14 protein-coding genes are annotated in these 16,077 nt (G+C 66.7%); 8 read left to right on the top strand and 6 right to left on the bottom strand.

Features of this window, described 5'->3' with window-relative positions; all coding sequences use genetic code 11:
- Window positions 1–43 precede the first annotated feature (43 nt).
- On the top strand, window positions 44–763 hold the full coding sequence (locus tag PVZ72_RS23585; RefSeq protein ID WP_273863141.1) for a copper resistance protein B: 720 nt from the start codon (window positions 44–46) through the stop codon (window positions 761–763).
- Window positions 764–912: 149 nt separating this feature from the next.
- On the opposite strand, the gene PVZ72_RS23580 is transcribed toward PVZ72_RS23585, so the two are convergent.
- From PVZ72_RS23580 to PVZ72_RS23570, 3 genes are all read right to left on the bottom strand, one after another.
- Entirely contained in the window at window positions 913–1,278 is a 366-nt protein-coding gene (locus tag PVZ72_RS23580; protein ID WP_273863140.1) for a PilZ domain-containing protein, read from the bottom strand.
- Window positions 1,279–1,422: 144 nt separating this feature from the next.
- Window positions 1,423–2,061, bottom strand: coding sequence for a response regulator (locus tag PVZ72_RS23575; RefSeq protein WP_187981170.1), 639 nt, complete (start codon window positions 2,059–2,061; stop codon window positions 1,423–1,425).
- Window positions 2,058–3,431 (bottom strand): cache domain-containing protein, encoded by a 1,374-nt coding sequence (locus PVZ72_RS23570; protein WP_273863139.1) that lies wholly within the window; start codon window positions 3,429–3,431, stop codon window positions 2,058–2,060. Before PVZ72_RS23570 ends, PVZ72_RS23575 begins: the two co-directional genes overlap by 4 nt.
- Window positions 3,432–3,596: 165 nt before the next feature.
- Here PVZ72_RS23570 and PVZ72_RS23565 point away from each other — a divergent pair, with 165 nt between their 5' ends.
- The 3 genes from PVZ72_RS23565 to yjiA all read left to right on the top strand — a co-directional run bounded on the left by PVZ72_RS23565 (window position 3,597) and on the right by yjiA (window position 7,110).
- Window positions 3,597–5,654 (top strand): carbon starvation CstA family protein, encoded by a 2,058-nt coding sequence (locus tag PVZ72_RS23565; protein ID WP_273863138.1) that lies wholly within the window; start codon window positions 3,597–3,599, stop codon window positions 5,652–5,654.
- 12 nt (window positions 5,655–5,666) lie between these two features.
- Window positions 5,667–5,870 (top strand): YbdD/YjiX family protein, encoded by a 204-nt coding sequence (locus PVZ72_RS23560; protein ID WP_007162682.1) that lies wholly within the window; start codon window positions 5,667–5,669, stop codon window positions 5,868–5,870.
- Between the two features lie 247 nt (window positions 5,871–6,117).
- Window positions 6,118–7,110 carry a GTPase gene (gene yjiA, locus PVZ72_RS23555; RefSeq protein WP_187981172.1) on the top strand — a complete coding sequence of 331 codons (993 nt, stop codon included), beginning with the start codon at window positions 6,118–6,120 and terminating at the stop codon, window positions 7,108–7,110.
- A gap of 4 nt (window positions 7,111–7,114) precedes the next feature.
- Here yjiA and PVZ72_RS23550 read toward each other — a convergent pair whose 3' ends face one another.
- Window positions 7,115–7,573 carry a DUF721 domain-containing protein gene (locus tag PVZ72_RS23550; RefSeq protein WP_187981173.1) on the bottom strand — a complete coding sequence of 153 codons (459 nt, stop codon included), beginning with the start codon at window positions 7,571–7,573 and terminating at the stop codon, window positions 7,115–7,117.
- A gap of 234 nt (window positions 7,574–7,807) precedes the next feature.
- Here PVZ72_RS23550 and secA point away from each other — a divergent pair, with 234 nt between their 5' ends.
- From secA to PVZ72_RS23530, 4 genes are all read left to right on the top strand, one after another.
- The gene (gene secA, locus PVZ72_RS23545) at window positions 7,808–10,549 is read left to right on the top strand and encodes a preprotein translocase subunit SecA (RefSeq protein ID WP_187981174.1); all 2,742 of its coding nucleotides are present in this window, start codon (window positions 7,808–7,810) and stop codon (window positions 10,547–10,549) included.
- Window positions 10,550–10,737: 188 nt separating this feature from the next.
- Complete coding sequence (argJ, locus tag PVZ72_RS23540) at window positions 10,738–11,955, top strand: bifunctional glutamate N-acetyltransferase/amino-acid acetyltransferase ArgJ (protein WP_273863137.1); 1,218 nt, start codon at window positions 10,738–10,740, stop codon at window positions 11,953–11,955.
- Window positions 11,956–12,037: 82 nt separating this feature from the next.
- Window positions 12,038–12,676, top strand: coding sequence for a glutathione S-transferase family protein (locus PVZ72_RS23535; protein ID WP_133862118.1), 639 nt, complete (start codon window positions 12,038–12,040; stop codon window positions 12,674–12,676).
- On the top strand, window positions 12,673–13,641 hold the full coding sequence (locus PVZ72_RS23530) for a Nudix family hydrolase (protein WP_273863136.1): 969 nt from the start codon (window positions 12,673–12,675) through the stop codon (window positions 13,639–13,641). The genes PVZ72_RS23535 and PVZ72_RS23530 overlap by 4 nt, the downstream gene beginning before the upstream one ends.
- A gap of 196 nt (window positions 13,642–13,837) precedes the next feature.
- Here PVZ72_RS23530 and PVZ72_RS23525 read toward each other — a convergent pair whose 3' ends face one another.
- Together PVZ72_RS23525 and PVZ72_RS23520 are read right to left on the bottom strand one after the other, a co-directional pair.
- The gene (locus tag PVZ72_RS23525) at window positions 13,838–14,887 is read right to left on the bottom strand and encodes an alkene reductase (RefSeq protein ID WP_093254064.1); all 1,050 of its coding nucleotides are present in this window, start codon (window positions 14,885–14,887) and stop codon (window positions 13,838–13,840) included.
- Between the two features lie 15 nt (window positions 14,888–14,902).
- The gene (locus PVZ72_RS23520) at window positions 14,903–16,066 is read right to left on the bottom strand and encodes an MFS transporter (RefSeq protein ID WP_273863135.1); all 1,164 of its coding nucleotides are present in this window, start codon (window positions 16,064–16,066) and stop codon (window positions 14,903–14,905) included.
- Between the last annotated feature and the right edge of the window lie 11 nt (window positions 16,067–16,077).

Here is a 16,077-nt window from a genome sequence, read left to right as displayed (position 1 = left end):
CAGGGTGGTCTATCAGGCGCTTCCACGAACCCGGATACCCGCCATGCCTCGTCTGCTCCCGCTTTCCCTGTTCCTTGCCGGCCTTGCCACCCTTGCCACCAGTGGCCTGGTCCAGGCCGCCGATCCCAGCAGCTCCGCCCCGGCCAGCCTGGAGGTGGACCAGCTGGAGTGGCAGCATGCCGACGAAGGCAGCGTCTTCAATTGGGATCTGGAGGGCTGGGCGCTGGGCGGTGGTGCCAATCGCCTGGATTTCCGCAGCCAGGGCGAGCGTACCAACGGCCACACCGAGCAAGCCGAGGTGCAGGCGCTCTGGGGGCACAGCCTGGCCAAGGGCTGGGGCAGCGTGGCCGGCATCCGCCAGGATTTCAAACCCGGCTCGCCACAGACCTGGGCGGCCCTTGGCATCCAGGAGCACGATCCCGAGGATCTCGATATCGAGATCACCGCCTTCTTCGGCGAGAACAGCCAGACCGCCCTGCGCCTGGAGGCCGAATACGACTGGGCCCTGACCCAGCGGCTGATCCTCCAGCCCCATACCGAGCTCAACTTCTACGGTCGCAACGACGAGTCCCGCGGCCAGGGCGCCGGCTTTGCCGAAAGCGAGGCAGGCTTGCGCCTGAGATACCAGGTGACCCCGGAGGTCGCGCCCTATGTCGGGGTGTCCTGGAACGCCACCCACGGCAATACCGCCGCCATGGCGCGGGAAGAGGGCGAAGACACCCACGACGCGCGCCTGGTGGTGGGTCTGCACCTGGAGTTCTAAACCCCGTTGGACTTCGTTTTCGCTCAACCCAACCTACGAGGCTACCGTGTAGGTTGGGTTGAGACGGCTTCATCGTCGAAGCCCAAAAGCCAGGGCTGAGCTTGCCCTGTTGGGCTTCGCTTTCGCTCAACCCAACCCACCCAGGTCGCTCAGGGCGTGCCCAGCGCCGCCAGCTCGCGCTCCAGCAGGGTCTCGTCGCCCAGGTTCAGCTCCACCAGGCGGCGCAGGTGGCTGATGGAATCCAAGTCGATCTGGCGACAGGCGAAGGCCAGCTGCTCGGGAGTTTCCCGCACCAGCTCCACGCCCATGGTCACCTGGGCCTCGTCGTTCAGCAGGACGCGCAGTTCATAGGTGGCGCTTGGCTGGGCCGACCAGTCGGCGGGCCGCGCCAGCAGCACGCCCTTGAGCGAGATGTCGTCGACGGGCGCTGCCCACTTGTGCTCACCCTGGTGCAACTGCGCAGGGGCATCGAAGGTGAAGCGGGTAAAGCGGCGACGCTCGTTGGTGTCGTTCATGGAAAGGCTTCCTGAGGTTTCCTGATCACTGTAGACGACCGTGGCCGTCCCGTATCGACTGCGCCTGGAAGGGTAGCCGGCTGCGGCCAGCGGAGCCACAGCGAGAGGGCTCATTGGTCGCCAGGATGCGAGCAGTGGCCTTGGTCAGACGCTGGACGTGCCCTCGGGGCGCCAGCCGTACTCGCGCGCATGGCGGACCAGGTCGGCCGGCTTCTGGATGTCCAGCTTGCGGCGGATGCTCAGGCGATGGGTCTCCACCGTGCGCACGCTGAGCCCCAGTTGCTGGGCCATGGTCTTGTTGTTGAGACCCTGGGCCATCAGCAGCAACACCTGGCGTTCCCGCGGCGTGAGGTCGCCCTCGCTGGCGCCCCCTTCGCCCAGGCGGGCGGCGATGGCGCTGCTGTAGAAGCGGCCGCCGACCGCCAGGGCTTCCACCGCAGCGATGATCTCCTCCGAGGGTGCATCCTTGAGTACATAGCCGGCCGCGCCAACCCGCAGCGAGGTGCTTACGTACTCGCGATTGTCGTACATGCTCAGGATCAGTACCCGGGCGCGGGGTGCGCGCTCGGCGATCAGGGCGGTCAGCTCCAGGCCATTGATGTCCTTGAGGCCGATGTCCACCAGCAGGATGTCCGGATCGAGGCGCGCCAGCAGGTCGAGGGCCTCCGCGCCGCTGCCGGCCTCGCCGACCACGACGAAGCGCTCGATGGTTCCCAGCAGCGCCCGCACGCCGGCGCGGACCAGGGCATGGTCGTCGACCAGGAGGATGCGGATGGGCGTCATGTCGGGCTTTCCTCGTCGGCCGGGAGGTCCGAGCGTAGCAGAACCACGTCGAGGGTCGTGCCGCCGGGTCCGGACTGGATGGCGCAGCGACCCCCGAACAGCTCCACCCGCTCGCGGATGTTGCGCAGGCCGATGCCGCCGCTGAGGCGCTCCACCTGGCCGGTATCGAAACCGCGGCCGTCGTCGTGCACAGTCAGGCAGATCCAGCGACCGCGGCGTTGCAGGTCGATGACCACGCGCCGGGCCGCGGCGTGGCGCTCGATGTTGGTCAGCGCCTCCTGGACGATGCGAAACAGGGCGACGTCCATGTCGCCGCCGGCGGGACTGTCGTCCAGGGTCTGCCGATAGTCCACGTCCAGGCCGCTGCGTTGGCGGAATTCCTCCACCAGCTGGCCGAGCGCGGCAGGCAGGCCGAGGGTGTCCAGCAGGGAAGGGTGCAGGTCGTGGGAGATGCGGCGGATCTCGCCGATGGCGGCGGCCAGGCGCTGGGTGCCCTCGCGCAGGGTCTCGCCGGCGCCGGACTTGCCCGCGCCCAGTTCGCGGCTGGCCAGTTCGAACTGGAACTTGATGGACACCAGCAACTGGCTGATGCCGTCATGCAACTCGCGCGACAGCCGCGACCTTTCCTCTTCCTGGGAGGTGATGAGTCTCTGGGTCAGCTGCTTGAGCTTGCGATCGGCCAGGCGGTGCTCGCTGACGTTGAGCGTCAGGCCGCCGGCGAACACCAGCAGCACCGCCACCAGGGCCACCCCGGCGCTGGCCAGCAGGGTGGTGCGGATGCCGGCGGCCACGTCGTGGCGGACCTGGGCGAGGGCGGCGTCCACGTCGTCCAGGTAGAGGCCGGTGCCCAGCACCCAGCCCCAGCGTTGCAGCTGGGTCACGTAGGCGAGCTTTTCCGCCATCTGCCCGCTGGAGGGCTTCTGCCAGCCATAGCGCTGGAAGCCATCGCCTTCCCGGGCGCTCCTGAGCAGCGCCTGGATCACCAGCAGGCCGGTACCGTCGGTCAGTTGCCAGAGATCCCGGCCGACCAGTTCGGGCTGGCGTGGATGCATGAGATTGCGGCCATGCTGGTCGTAGACGAAGAAATAGCCGTCGCTGCCGAAGTTCAGACTGGCCAGCAGCGCCAGTACCCTGGCCTTGGTCTCCTCGTCGTCGCGACCGCTGCCGTACAGCGGCTGGATGGCGCTGACGCCCATCTCCACATAGTTGCGCAACTCGGTCTTCTTGCTGCCGAGGATGCTGTGTTCGAGCAGCCGGGCCTGCTGCTCGCCCAGGCGCTGGCTCTGTTCCAGTACCACCAGGCAGACCGCGGCCACCGCCAGCAGCAGGGGCAGCAGTCCGAGGGCAACCATCTTGTATTTGAGCTGCATCGGCACCTGTCCGGACTGCCCGCTACGTAGAACTACGTAGCGGGCCTTGGGTAGTTCTGCGAATTTCGCTGTCGCGTCGAGCCGCCGATAGTAATATGGCTCCGCTGTGGGCTCTCACAATAACAAGTATCGCCGCGGCCACTGGTGCGCGGCAGGAGAACAAGCATGACCCGAATGGCCAGCCATCTTGCCTGGTTCGCCGTTGCCGTACTGGGCGCCTTCGCGCTGGGTACCGTGGCGCTGAGTCGAGGCGAAGCGATCAACGCCCTCTGGATCGTGGTCGCCGCCGTGGCGATCTACCTCGTTGCCTACCGCTACTACAGCCTGTTCATCGCCACCAAGGTGATGGGGCTCGACGCCAAAAGAGCCACGCCCGCCGTCCTCAACAACGACGGCCTGGACTACGTCCCCACCAACAAGCACATCCTCTTCGGCCACCACTTCGCCGCCATCGCCGGCGCCGGTCCGCTGGTCGGTCCCGTGCTCGCCGCCCAGATGGGCTATCTGCCCGGCACCCTCTGGCTGATCGCCGGGGTGGTCTTCGCCGGGGCGGTGCAGGATTTCGTGGTGCTGTTCCTCTCCACCCGCCGCAACGGTCGCTCCCTGGGCGACATGGTGCGCGAGGAGATGGGGCGCATCCCCGGCACCATCGCCCTGTTCGGCTGCTTCCTGATCATGATCATCATCCTCGCGGTGCTGGCGCTGATCGTGGTCAAGGCCCTGGCCGAGAGTCCCTGGGGCATGTTCACGGTGATCGCCACCCTGCCGATCGCCATGTTCATGGGCGTCTACATGAGATACATCCGCCCCGGTCGCATCGGCGAGATCTCGCTGGTCGGCGTGGTGCTGCTGCTGGCCTCCATCTGGGCCGGTGGCGTGGTCGCCGCCGATCCGGTGTGGGGTCCGGCCTTCACCTTCACCGGCGTGCAGATCACCTGGATGCTGATCGGCTACGGCTTCGTCGCCGCGGTGCTGCCGATCTGGCTGGTGCTGGCGCCGCGTGACTACCTGTCCACCTTCCTCAAGATCGGCACCATCATCGCCCTGGCCATCGGCATCCTGGTGACCATGCCGACGCTCAAGATGCCGGCCCTGACCCAGTTCGTCGACGGCACCGGTCCGGTGTGGAAGGGCACCCTGTTCCCCTTCCTGTTCATCACCATCGCCTGCGGCGCGGTGTCCGGCTTCCATGCCCTGATCAGCTCGGGCACCACGCCCAAGCTGATCGCCAAGGAAACCCACGCCCGCTACATCGGCTACGGCGCCATGCTGATGGAATCCTTCGTCGCCATCATGGCCATGGTCGCCGCCTCGGTGATCGAGCCGGGCGTCTACTTCGCCATGAACAGCCCGGCCGCCGTGGTCGGTGCCGACGTGGTGTCGGTCGCTGCCAAGATCAGCACCTGGGGCTTCGTGGTAACGCCCGAGATGCTGCAGGCCACTGCGACCGAGATCGGCGAGCACACCATCCTGGCCCGTGCCGGTGGCGCTCCGACGCTGGCGGTGGGGATCGCCCAGATCATGCACAACGTGCTGCCGGGCGAGAACACCATGGCCTTCTGGTACCACTTCGCCATCCTGTTCGAAGCGCTGTTCATCCTCACCGCGGTGGATGCCGGTACCCGCGCCGGACGCTTCATGCTGCAGGACCTGCTGGGCAGCTTCGTGCCTGCGCTGAAGAAGACCGACTCCTGGACCGCCAACGTCATCGGCACCGCCGGTTGCGTCGCCCTCTGGGGCTGGCTGCTGTACCAGGGCGTGGTCGATCCGCTGGGCGGCATCAACACCCTCTGGCCGCTGTTCGGCATTTCCAACCAGATGCTCGCCGGTATCGCCCTGATGCTGGGCTCGGTGGTCCTGATCAAGATGAAGCGCCAGCGCTATATCTGGGTCACCCTGGTACCGGCCGTCTGGCTGCTGATCTGCACCACCACCGCCAGCCTGATCAAGCTGTTCGATTCGAATCCGGCGGTCGGCTTCCTGGCCCTGGCCAAGAAGTACAGCACCGCCATGGCCCAGGGGCAGGTGATCGCCCCGGCCAAGAGCATGGAACAGATGCAGCACATCGTCTTCAACGCCTACACCAACGCCACCCTGTCGGTGCTGTTCCTGGTGGTGGTGATGAGCATCCTGTTCTTTTCCATCAAGGTCGGTCGCGCCGCCCTGGCCAAGCCCGAGCGCAGCGATCGCGAGACCCCCTTCCAGCCGGTAGCGGGTTCCTAAAGGAGCACTCTCATGTTCAATGACCTGGGTCGCATGGGCAAATACCTCGGGCAGGCCGCCAAGATGCTGGTGGGCATGCCCGACTACGACACCTATGTCGAGCACATGCGCGGCAAGCATCCGGACCAGCCGGTGATGAGCTACGAAGCCTTCTTCCGCGAGCGCCAGGAAGCGCGCTACGGTGGCGGCAAGTCCGGCGCCATACGCTGCTGCTGACCCAGGGTCTCCATTGGAACCTGTTCATGATCTGCTGCGCGTCGGCCAAACGGCGTTGAAAAGGCCTTGGAAGGCCAGCCCAGTCGGAATGCTCATTTACCACTCGTAAACTCGAGCGCGAGTCCGATCCGCTTCCTCAGGCCTTTTCGTGGGGCCGCCTAGGCCTTGCTTGGCTCTAGCTCGCGAGATCGTGAGCAGGTTCCAAGGCCGGGCTCCATGCCCGGCCTCTTTCTGTCTGGAGTTTTCCATGCGTGAACCTATTCCCGTCACCGTCCTGACCGGCTTTCTCGGTGCCGGCAAGACCACCCTGCTCAAGCACATCCTGCAGGCCGAGCACGGCCTCAGGATCGCCGTGATCGAAAACGAATTCAGCGCCCTCGACGTCGACGGCGAACTGCTCGAAGACGCCGGCGCCGTGCAGCTGATGAAGGTCGCCAACGGCTGCGTCTGCTGCACCGGCAGCAAGGACCTGGCCTATGCCCTTACCGTGCTGCTGGAGCGGCTGGACAGCGGCGAGCTGGATTTCGAGCGGCTGGTGGTGGAGTGCACGGGTCTCGCCGATCCCGGTCCGGTGGCCCAGACCTTCTTTACCGACGAGCTCCTGCGCGAGCGCTATCTGCTCGACGGGGTGCTGACCCTGGTGGACGCCGTCCACGCCAGCGAGCAACTGAGCGATCCGCTGCTGCAGGCGCAGATCGGGTTCGCCGATCGCCTGCTGCTGACCAAGCTCGATCTGGCCGAGCCGGCCGCCGTCGAAGCGCTGGAGAATCGCCTGCAGCGCATCAACCGCCGCGCGCCTATCCGCCATGTCGACCATGGCCGCATCGACCTGGCCGAGTTGCTGGATATCCGCGGCTTCAACCTGCACGACGAGGACCTGGCGCCACCGACGCTGTTCCGGCCGCTGCGACCGGTGTCGGAAGCCGTCAGTCTCACCGAGCGCATCCAGTCCATCGCCATCCGCGAGTCGCGCCCCTACGACCAGGACAAGATCGGCAAGGTGATGGAGATGCTGCTCGACACCCTCGGCTGCGACCTGCTGCGCTACAAGGGCCTGCTCAACATCGCGGGCGAGGAGCGCCGCCTGCTGTTCCAGGGCGTGCAGCAGATCTATGCCGCCGACTGGGAGCGCGACTGGACGCCGGACGAGGAGCGCGAAAGCCGCGTGGTGCTGATCGGCATGGACCTGCCGGAAGAGCGCATCCGCGCCGCCTTCGAGCGGGCGGTGGCCAAGACCTAGGGGCTTACTCGGTGGCCTGGCCGGTACGACTGGCCAGTCGCTCCAGGGCCGCCTTGAGCTTGGGGTCGCGGATGCCGGCCGCGACTTCGCGCAGGCTGTCGGCGCCGACCTGACTGACCTGGCGCAATGGCCGGACACGGGTGGCGACGCCAGGGTTCGGCTGCATCTTGAATTGCAGGCGCGTCAGCCCGGCGAACTCCGGTGCCTTCTGCAAGAAGCGCAGTAGGCGCGGCTGCTGGTAGCGCAGTCGCGTCGCCCAGTGGGCGTCGTTGACCACCAGCAACAGCGTGCCCTCGCGCCAGCTGGCCACCCGGCAATGAGGTCGGGCGGCGGGTTGCAGCTGCTCTTCCAGCAACTGTTGCAGCCGGCCCAGCCGCTCGGCCTCGCGAAACAGCGCCTTGAGCGGTTTGGCCTGGCGCAGCAGGGCGGCGGGAGCGACGGCGGAGAGGGGGCGAAAGGCCATGCGCAGGACTCGCGATGGGCGAAGAGGAGACGCCGATGGTAACAGATCGCTCTGGCGTCCTGGCGGCCAGGGGGCCGTCGTTCTTTCCTCATCGGCATTTCCGAGTAGAATGCCCGATTACCATCGCGGGACACCGCGGGTTTCAACCCCCGCGCCCAGGCGTCTGGCCAGGCTCTGCAGAGGCCTTGCCGCCCGTTTCGCTCCCCTCATTCCAGCGGAAGAATTCCAGTCGATATGTTTGCGCCTTTGTTGAAGAAATTCTTTGGAAGCAAGAACGAACGAGATGTCAAACGCCTAGGCAAGGTCGTGGTGGCCACCAATGCGTTGGAATCCCAGATTGCCTCCCTGAGCGACGAGCAACTGCGCGCCAAGACCGAGGAATTCAAGCAGCGCGTCGCGCAGGGCGAGTCCCTCGACGTGCTGATGCCCGAGGCCTTCGCCGTGGTCCGCGAGGCCGGCAAGCGGGTCATGGGCATGCGCCACTTCGACGTCCAGCTGATCGGCGGCGCCGCGCTGCACGAAGGCAAGATCGCCGAGATGCGTACCGGTGAGGGCAAGACCCTGGTGGGCACCCTGCCGGTCTATCTCAACGCGCTGTCCGGCAAGGGCGTCCACGTGGTCACGGTGAACGACTACCTGGCCCGCCGCGACGCCAACTGGATGCGGCCGCTGTACGAATTCCTCGGCCTGTCGGTCGGCATCATCCTGCCGTTCCAGCCGCCGGAAGAGAAACGCGCCGCCTATGCCTCGGACATCACCTACGGCACCAACAACGAATTCGGCTTCGACTACCTGCGCGACAACATGGCCTTCAGCATGGCCGAGAAGTACCAGCGCGAGCTGAACTTCGCGGTGGTCGACGAGGTGGACTCCATCCTCATCGACGAAGCCCGGACCCCGCTGATCATCTCCGGCCAGGCCGAAGACAGCTCCGAGCTCTACCAGAAGATCAACCTGCTGATCCCGCGTCTGCAACAGCACATCGAGGAAGAGGAAGGCAATCCGACCCAGGTCGGCCACTACACCATCGATGAAAAGACCCGCCAGGTGGAGATCACCGAGCTGGGTCACCAGTTCATCGAGGAGATGCTCACCGAGACCGGTCTGCTGGCCGAGGGCGAGAGCCTCTACTCCGCGCACAACCTGGGCCTCTTGACCCACGTATTCGCCGGCCTGCGCGCCCACACCCTGTTCCATCGCAACGTCGAGTACATCGTCCAGCAGGACCAGGTGCTGCTGATCGACGAGCACACCGGCCGGACCATGCCGGGTCGTCGTCTCTCCGAAGGCCTGCACCAGGCCATCGAGGCCAAGGAAGGACTGCCGATCCAGCCCGAGAGCCAGACCCTGGCCTCGACCACCTTCCAGAACTACTTCCGCCTCTACAACAAGCTCGGTGGCATGACCGGCACCGCCGACACCGAGGCCTTCGAATTCCGCCAGATCTACAACCTCGACGTGCTGGTGATCCCGACCCACCGCGAGATCGCCCGTAAGGACTTCAACGACCTGGTCTATCTGACCCAGGCCGAGAAGTACCAGGCCATCATCGAGGACGTGAAGCAGTGCCAGGCCGAAGGCCGTCCGGTGCTGGTGGGTACCGCCTCCATCGAGAGCTCCGAGTACGTCGACCAGCTGCTGACCCAGGCCGGCATCGAGCACAAGGTGCTCAACGCCAAGTACCACGAACGGGAAGCCGAGATCATCGCCCAGGCCGGTCGTCCGGGCGCCGTGACCATCGCCACCAACATGGCCGGTCGTGGTACCGACATCCTGCTCGGCGGCAACTGGGAAGTGGAAGTCGCGGCCCTGGAGAATCCCACCGAGGAGCAGATCGCCGCGATCAAGGCCGCCTGGCAGGCGCGCCACAAGCAGGTCATCGATGCCGGCGGCCTGCACGTGATCGCCTCCGAGCGCCACGAATCCCGCCGGATCGACAACCAGCTGCGCGGTCGTGCGGGTCGCCAGGGCGACCCGGGTTCCAGCCGCTTCTACCTGTCGCTGGAAGACAGCCTGATGCGCATCTTCGCCTCCGACCGGGTGAAGAACTTTATGAAGGCCCTGGGCATGCAGGGTGGCGAGGCCATCGAGCACCGCATGGTCACCAACGCCATCGAGAAGGCGCAGCGCAAGGTCGAGGGTCGCAACTTCGATATCCGCAAGCAGCTGCTGGAATACGATGACGTGGCCAACGAGCAGCGCAAGGTGATCTATCACATGCGCGACACCCTGTTGGAAAACGAAGACGTCGGCGACACCATCAAGGGCTTCCGCGAGGAGACCCTGACCCAGGTGGTCAACGAGCACATCCCGCCGCAGTCGCTGCCCGAACAGTGGGACGTTCCCGGCCTGGAAGCCGAGATCTACAGCGTCTTCGGTCAGCAACTGCCCATCGGCCAATGGCTGGACGAAGACGACAAGCTGTACGAGGACACCCTGCGGGTGAAGATCCTCGAACAGCTCGAAGCCGCCTACCTGGAAAAGGAAGACATGGCCGGTCGCGAAGCCCTGCGCAACTTCGAGAAGCAGATGCTGCTGCGGGTGGTCGACGACCTCTGGAAAGACCACCTCACCACCATGGATCACCTGCGTCACGGCATCCATCTGCGCGGCTACGCCCAGAAGAACCCCAAGCAGGAATACAAGCGCGAGTCCTTCAACCTGTTCCAGGAACTGCTGGACAGCATCAAGCGCGACACCATTCGCGTGCTGTCCCACGTCCAGGTACGCCGGGAAGATCCGGCCGAGGAAGAAGAGCGCATGCGCCGCGAGGCCGAGGCCCTGGCCGAGCGCATGCAGTTCCAGCACGCCGAGGCCCCTTCGCTGGTCGACCCCGAGGTGCTCGAGGACGAGCAGGGCGAGGACACCGTGGTGCCCTTGCAGCCCCAGCGCAATGACCAGAAGATCGGTCGCAACGAGCCGTGCCCCTGTGGCTCCGGCAAGAAGTACAAGCAGTGCCACGGCAAGCTCGACTGAGGGCCGGTCCGGGCAGCCGCGGCGACGGCAACCTGTCGGCATAGGCGCCGACAGGTTGTAAACTCCACCCGCTAGGCTGTCTGCGCCCCTTGCCCAGGCTGGGCGAGGCGAGCGCGGGAAGGCTGCTTTCCACGCCGCGACCGGTTTTCCGCTCGCGGCGTTTCCTTTTCTTTCACTGGAGTTTTCCCATGGCTGTCGGTCTCGGTCCGCTCTCCACGCTGCACCCGGTTCCCGGTTTCGAACTCGGTATCGCCTCCGCCGGCATCAAGCGTCCCGGGCGCAAGGATGTGGTGGTGATGCGCTGTGCCGAAGGCTCCAGCGTGGCCGGGGTCTTCACCCTGAACGCCTTCTGCGCCGCGCCGGTGATCGTCGCCCGCCAGCGCTTTGCTGGTCCCGTGCGCTACCTGCTGACCAACACCGGTAACGCCAACGCCGGTACCGGGCAGCCCGGTCTGGCCGCGGCCGAGCGCATCACCAAGACCCTGGCCACCCTGGCCAGCGTCGGCGAGGAGGCGGTGCTGCCGTTCTCCACCGGGGTGATCGGCGAACCGCTGCCCGTGGAGAAGATCGAAGCCGCGCTGCCGGCCGCCCTGGCCGATCTGGCCGAAGACAACTGGGCCGCTGCCGCCACCGGCATCATGACCACCGACACCCTGCCCAAGGGCGCCAGCCGCCAGTTCCAGGTGGACGGCATCACCGTTACCGTGACCGGTATCAGCAAGGGCGCCGGCATGATCAAGCCGAACATGGCGACCATGCTCGGCTACGTGGCCACCGACGCCAAGGTCGCCCGGGGCCTGCTGCAGGATCTGCTGGCCGACGCCGCCAACCGCTCCTTCAACCGCATCACCATCGATGGCGACACCTCCACCAACGACTGCTGCATGCTGGTGGCCACCGGCCAGGCGGCCATGGCGGAAATCACCCAGCCCAGCGGCGGCGCCTTCGAGCAACTGCGCGAGGCGGTGTTCGCGGTATTCGCCGAACTGGCCCAGGCCATCGTGCGTGACGGCGAGGGTGCCACCAAGTTCGTCACCGTGCAGGTAAATGGTGGCGGCAATGCCCAGGAGTGCCTGGACGTCGGCTACGCCGTGGCCCATTCGCCGCTGATCAAGACCGCGCTGTTCGCCTCCGATCCCAACTGGGGCCGCATCCTCGCCGCCGTCGGCCGGGCCGGCGTGCCCCAGCTGGATGTCAGCCTGATCGACGTCTTCCTTGGCGGCGTGCAGATCTGCCAGCAGGGCGGTCGCGAGGCCACCTATACGGAAGAGCAGGGCGCGCGGGTCATGGCCCAGGCCGAGATCGAGATCCGCATCGAGCTGGGTCGCGGCAGCCATAGCGAGACCATCTGGACCACCGACCTGTCCCACGACTATGTGAAGATCAACGCCGAGTACCGTACCTGACGGCTACCCGACGCCTGGGCGTCCGCTCCGGCGGGCGCCTGCGGCGGTCCTCGCGGGCCGCATCGTTTCGAGGAATCCCCGCATGTCCCAGCTGCAACTCGTGATCGGCAACAAGAATTTCTCCTCCTGGTCGTTACGGGCCTGGCTGGCCATGGAGCTCAGCGGCGCCGCCTTCGAGGAGGTGTCGATCCCGCTCTATACCCCCAACAGCCGCGCCCTGCTCAAGGCCCAGTCGCCTACCGGCAAGGTGCCGGTGCTCAAACTTGCCGAGGGCACCATCTGGGATTCCCTGGCCATCGTCGAGTATCTCGCCGAGGCCTATCCCGATGCCGGGCTGTGGCCGACGGACACCCTGGCCCGCGCCCATGCCCGCGCCCTGTGCGCCGAGATGCACAGTGGCTTCCTGGCCCTGCGCCGCGAGCTGCCCATGGATCTGCGTCGCCGCCAGCGGCTGAAGTCGACCACCGCCGAGGCGGTGGAAGACATCCAGCGCATCCAGCGCCTGTGGCGCGAATGCCGCGAGCGCTATGGCCAGCAGGGCCCCTACCTGTTCGGTACGCCGACCATCGCCGATGCCTTCTATGCCCCGGTCGCCAGCCGCTTCCGCAGCTACGGGGTGGAACTGTCGGCCGAGGCGGCCGCCTATGTCGAAACCATCTACGCCTGGCCGGCCTTCCAGCGCTGGCTGGCGGAGGCTGAAACGGAGGAGCAGAGCGCATGACTCGTCTGCATGTCGTCGCGGCGGTGATCCGCGACCCCCAGGGGCAGATCCTTATCGCCCAACGCCCCGCGCACAAGCACCAGGGCGGCCTCTGGGAGTTTCCGGGAGGCAAGGTGGAGGCCGGTGAAGCTCCGGCCGTGGCCCTTGCGCGCGAACTGGCCGAAGAGCTGGGTATCCAGGTGACAGCGGCTCGCCCGCTGCTGCAGGTGCGCCACGACTATCCCGACCAGGCGGTACTGCTGGATGTCTGGCAGGTGGACGCCTTCAGCGGCGACGCCCATGGCGCCGAAGGCCAGCCGCTGGCCTGGGTGGCCCCGCGTGACCTGGTCAACTACGACTTCCCGGCGGCCAATCGGCCCATCGTCCAGGCGGCGCGTCTGCCAGACCGCTACCTCATCACCCCTGGCGAATTGACCACTGCGGAATTGCTCAACGGCCTGCACCGGGCCCTGGACAGTGGCATCCGCCTGGTCCAGCTGCGCACGCCGGACAACTTCGATCCGCAGTACCGCGACCTGGCGGGCGACGTCCAGGGGCTCTGCACCGGACGCGCCCAGCTGATGCTCAAGGGACCGCTGGAATGGCTGGGCGATTTTCCTGCCGCCGGCTGGCACCTGACCGCCGAGCAACTGCGTCGTTATGCGCCCAATGGCCGACCCTTCCCGGAGCAGCGCCTGCTGGCGGCTTCCTGCCACGACGCCGAGGAGCTGGCCCTGGCCCAGCAGATGGGGGTGGATTTCATCACCCTGTCGCCGGTGATGCCCACCGCGAGCCATCCCGGCGCCCCGACCCTGGGCTGGGTCAAGGCCCAGCAACTGCTGGCCGACTGCAACCTGCCGGCCTATCTGCTGGGGGGGCTGGGCGATGACGATCTCGCCGGCGCCTGGCAGGCCGGCGCCCAGGGAGTGGCGGCGATCCGCGCGTTCTGGCCTGGGCTGTCTGATCCATCAATGGCGGTCCGCTGATACGGCGGTTCCTGTGATGGAGCATTGCCAATCGCGGCCATGCCGGTGCGCCGTAGAGACCGCTCCTACAGGCACGGACGCCACTGTAGGAGCGGCCCTTGGCCGCGATAAACCAAAGCTCCGATGCTACGGTCATCTATTTCCCGCCGATAAAAAAGCCCGCCAATTGGCGGGCTTTTCCTAACGGCGAAGAAAATTACAGCCGCGGATAGTCGATGTAGCCCACCGGGCCCTTGCTGTAGAAGGTGTCCGGGTGCGGCTCGTTCAGCGCGGCGTCCTGTTCCAGCCGTTGCGGCAGATCCGGGTTGGCGATGAAGGGCACGCCGAAAGCCACGGCATCGGCCTTGCCTTCGTCCAGCCAGGCATTGGCCTTGGCCTTGTCGAATTTCTCGTTGGCGATGTACACGCCACCAAAGGCCGCCTTGAGGTCCGGGCCGAGGCTATCACTGCCGGCCGCTTCGCGGATGCAGATGAAGGCGACCTGGCGCTGGCCCAGCTCGCGGGCGACATGGCCAAAGGTGGCGGCGGGGTCGCTGTCGCCCATGGTGTGCATGTCGCCACGGGTGGACAGGTGCACGCCGACGCGATCGGCGCCCCAGACATCGATGCAGGCATCGGTCACTTCCAGCAGCAGCCGGGCGCGATTCTCGATGGAGCCGCCATAGTTGTCGGTACGCTGGTTGGTGTCGCTCTGCAGGAACTGGTCGAGCAGATAGCCGTTGGCCCCATGGACCTCGACGCCGTCGAAGCCGGCACGTTTGGCGTTCTCGGCGCCATGCCGATAGGCGGCGACGATACCGGGGATCTCGGCGGTTTCCAGCGCCCGCGGGGTGACATAGTCACGCTTGGGGCGCAGCAGGCTGACGTGACCCTGGGCAGCGATGGCGCTGGGCGCCACTGGCAGTTCGCCGTCGAGGTAACGGGGATCGGAGATGCGGCCCACATGCCAGAGTTGCAGCACGATGCGGCCACCGGCCTTGTGCACGGCAGTGGTCACCCGTTGCCAGCCAGCCACCTGCGCGTCGGACCAGATGCCGGGGGTGTCGGGATAACCCACGCCCATGGGGTCCACCGAGGTGGCCTCGGTGATGATCAGGCCGGCGGATGCGCGTTGCACGTAGTACTCGACCATCAGGTCGCCCGGGACCCGGCCCGGTTCGGCGCGGCAGCGAGTGAGGGGCGCCATGATGACGCGGTTGGGCAGTTCCAGGGCGCCGATCTTGATCGGCTCGAACAGCTGAGTCATGGCTAGCTCTCTTGATTAGCTGGCGGTCGCCAGGCCGCTCTTGCGGGCCTGGCTGGCGGTCAGCAGGGTGGCGATGAGGGCCAGCAGGGCGAGCCCGCTGGCGGCAAGGGGTACCGCGGTAAGACCCAGGCCGTGGTCGATCACCAGGCCGCCGACCCAGGCGCCGAGGGCATTGCCCACGTTGAAGGCGCCGATGTTGAGGGTCGAGACCAGATTTGGCGCGTCCTTGCCGAAGGTGACCACGTTGATCTGCAGGGCCGGCACGGCGGCGAAGGCGGCCGCGGCCCAGAGGAAGAGAGTGATTTCCGCCGGCAGGAAAGCGTGGCCGGTCCAGCGCAGCGCGGCGGAGGTCAGCGCCAGGGCGACGAAGATGCCTACCAGGCTGGTAGCCAGGCGCCAGTCGGCCAGGCGGCCGCCGATGAAGTTGCCCAGGGTCAGGCCCAGGCCGATCAGCAGCAGGGTGCCAGTGACGCCGCGCGGCGAGACACCGGTGACTTCCTGCAGCAGCGGCGCCACATAGGTGAAGAGGGCGAACATGGAGGCGGCGAAGAACACCGTCATCGACAGCGCCAGCCAGAAGCCCAGGCCGCGCAGGGCGAGCAGCTCCCGGCGCAGGTCTGCGCGCGGCTGGTTGCGGTCGGCCGGCAGTACCCGCCAGAGCCCGATCAGGGCGACCACGCCGATCATTACCACCGCCCAGAAGGTCGAGCGCCAGCCGGCCGCCTGGCCCAGGGCGGTACCCAGGGGCACGCCCAGCACATTGGCCAGGGTCAGGCCGGTGAACATCAGGGCCACCGCCGAGGCGCGGCGATTCTCCGGGACCAGGCTCGCGGCGACGACCGCGCCGATACCGAAGAAGGCGCCATGGCAGAGGGCGGTGACCACCCGCGCCAGCATGAGCATGTTGTAGCCGCTGGCCACCGCGCAGAGCAGGTTGCCGACGATGAAGATGCCCATCAGGGCGAGCAGGGCGCGCTTGCGCGGCCAGTGGGCCGTGGCCAAGGCCATGAAGGGCGCGCCGACGGCCACGCCCAGGGCATAGCCGGTGACCAGCCAGCCGGCGCTGGGGATGGACACGCCGAGATCGGCGGCGACGTTGGGCAGCAGGCCCATGATGACGAATTCGGTGGTACCGATGGCGAAAGCGCTCAGCGCCAGCACGATGAGAGAAGCGGGCATCAGGATTCCTT

The sequence above is a fragment of the Pseudomonas sp. LA5 genome (assembly GCF_028640825.1).
Classification (GTDB): Bacteria; Pseudomonadota; Gammaproteobacteria; order Pseudomonadales; family Pseudomonadaceae; genus Chryseomonas; species Chryseomonas aestiva.
Note: the sequence above shows the minus strand (reverse complement) of the source record. Positions and strands in the feature narration are given on the sequence as shown.

What these genes read in the sequence shown, in the direction of transcription:
- PVZ72_RS23535 (WP_133862118.1), top strand. Translation starts at nt 12,038, where the DNA reads ATGTCCCAGCTGCAACTCGTGATCGGCAACAAGAATTTCTCCTCCTGG.
- PVZ72_RS23520 (WP_273863135.1), bottom strand. Translation starts at nt 16,066, where the DNA reads ATGCCCGCTTCTCTCATCGTGCTGGCGCTGAGCGCTTTCGCCATCGGT.
- PVZ72_RS23570 (WP_273863139.1), bottom strand. Translation starts at nt 3,431, where the DNA reads ATGCAGCTCAAATACAAGATGGTTGCCCTCGGACTGCTGCCCCTGCTG.
- yjiA (WP_187981172.1), top strand. Translation starts at nt 6,118, where the DNA reads ATGCGTGAACCTATTCCCGTCACCGTCCTGACCGGCTTTCTCGGTGCC.
- PVZ72_RS23585 (WP_273863141.1), top strand. Translation starts at nt 44, where the DNA reads ATGCCTCGTCTGCTCCCGCTTTCCCTGTTCCTTGCCGGCCTTGCCACC.
- PVZ72_RS23530 (WP_273863136.1), top strand. Translation starts at nt 12,673, where the DNA reads ATGACTCGTCTGCATGTCGTCGCGGCGGTGATCCGCGACCCCCAGGGG.
- argJ (WP_273863137.1), top strand. Translation starts at nt 10,738, where the DNA reads ATGGCTGTCGGTCTCGGTCCGCTCTCCACGCTGCACCCGGTTCCCGGT.
- secA (WP_187981174.1), top strand. Translation starts at nt 7,808, where the DNA reads ATGTTTGCGCCTTTGTTGAAGAAATTCTTTGGAAGCAAGAACGAACGA.
- PVZ72_RS23560 (WP_007162682.1), top strand. Translation starts at nt 5,667, where the DNA reads ATGTTCAATGACCTGGGTCGCATGGGCAAATACCTCGGGCAGGCCGCC.
- PVZ72_RS23580 (WP_273863140.1), bottom strand. Translation starts at nt 1,278, where the DNA reads ATGAACGACACCAACGAGCGTCGCCGCTTTACCCGCTTCACCTTCGAT.
- PVZ72_RS23565 (WP_273863138.1), top strand. Translation starts at nt 3,597, where the DNA reads ATGACCCGAATGGCCAGCCATCTTGCCTGGTTCGCCGTTGCCGTACTG.
- PVZ72_RS23550 (WP_187981173.1), bottom strand. Translation starts at nt 7,573, where the DNA reads ATGGCCTTTCGCCCCCTCTCCGCCGTCGCTCCCGCCGCCCTGCTGCGC.
- PVZ72_RS23525 (WP_093254064.1), bottom strand. Translation starts at nt 14,887, where the DNA reads ATGACTCAGCTGTTCGAGCCGATCAAGATCGGCGCCCTGGAACTGCCC.
- PVZ72_RS23575 (WP_187981170.1), bottom strand. Translation starts at nt 2,061, where the DNA reads ATGACGCCCATCCGCATCCTCCTGGTCGACGACCATGCCCTGGTCCGC.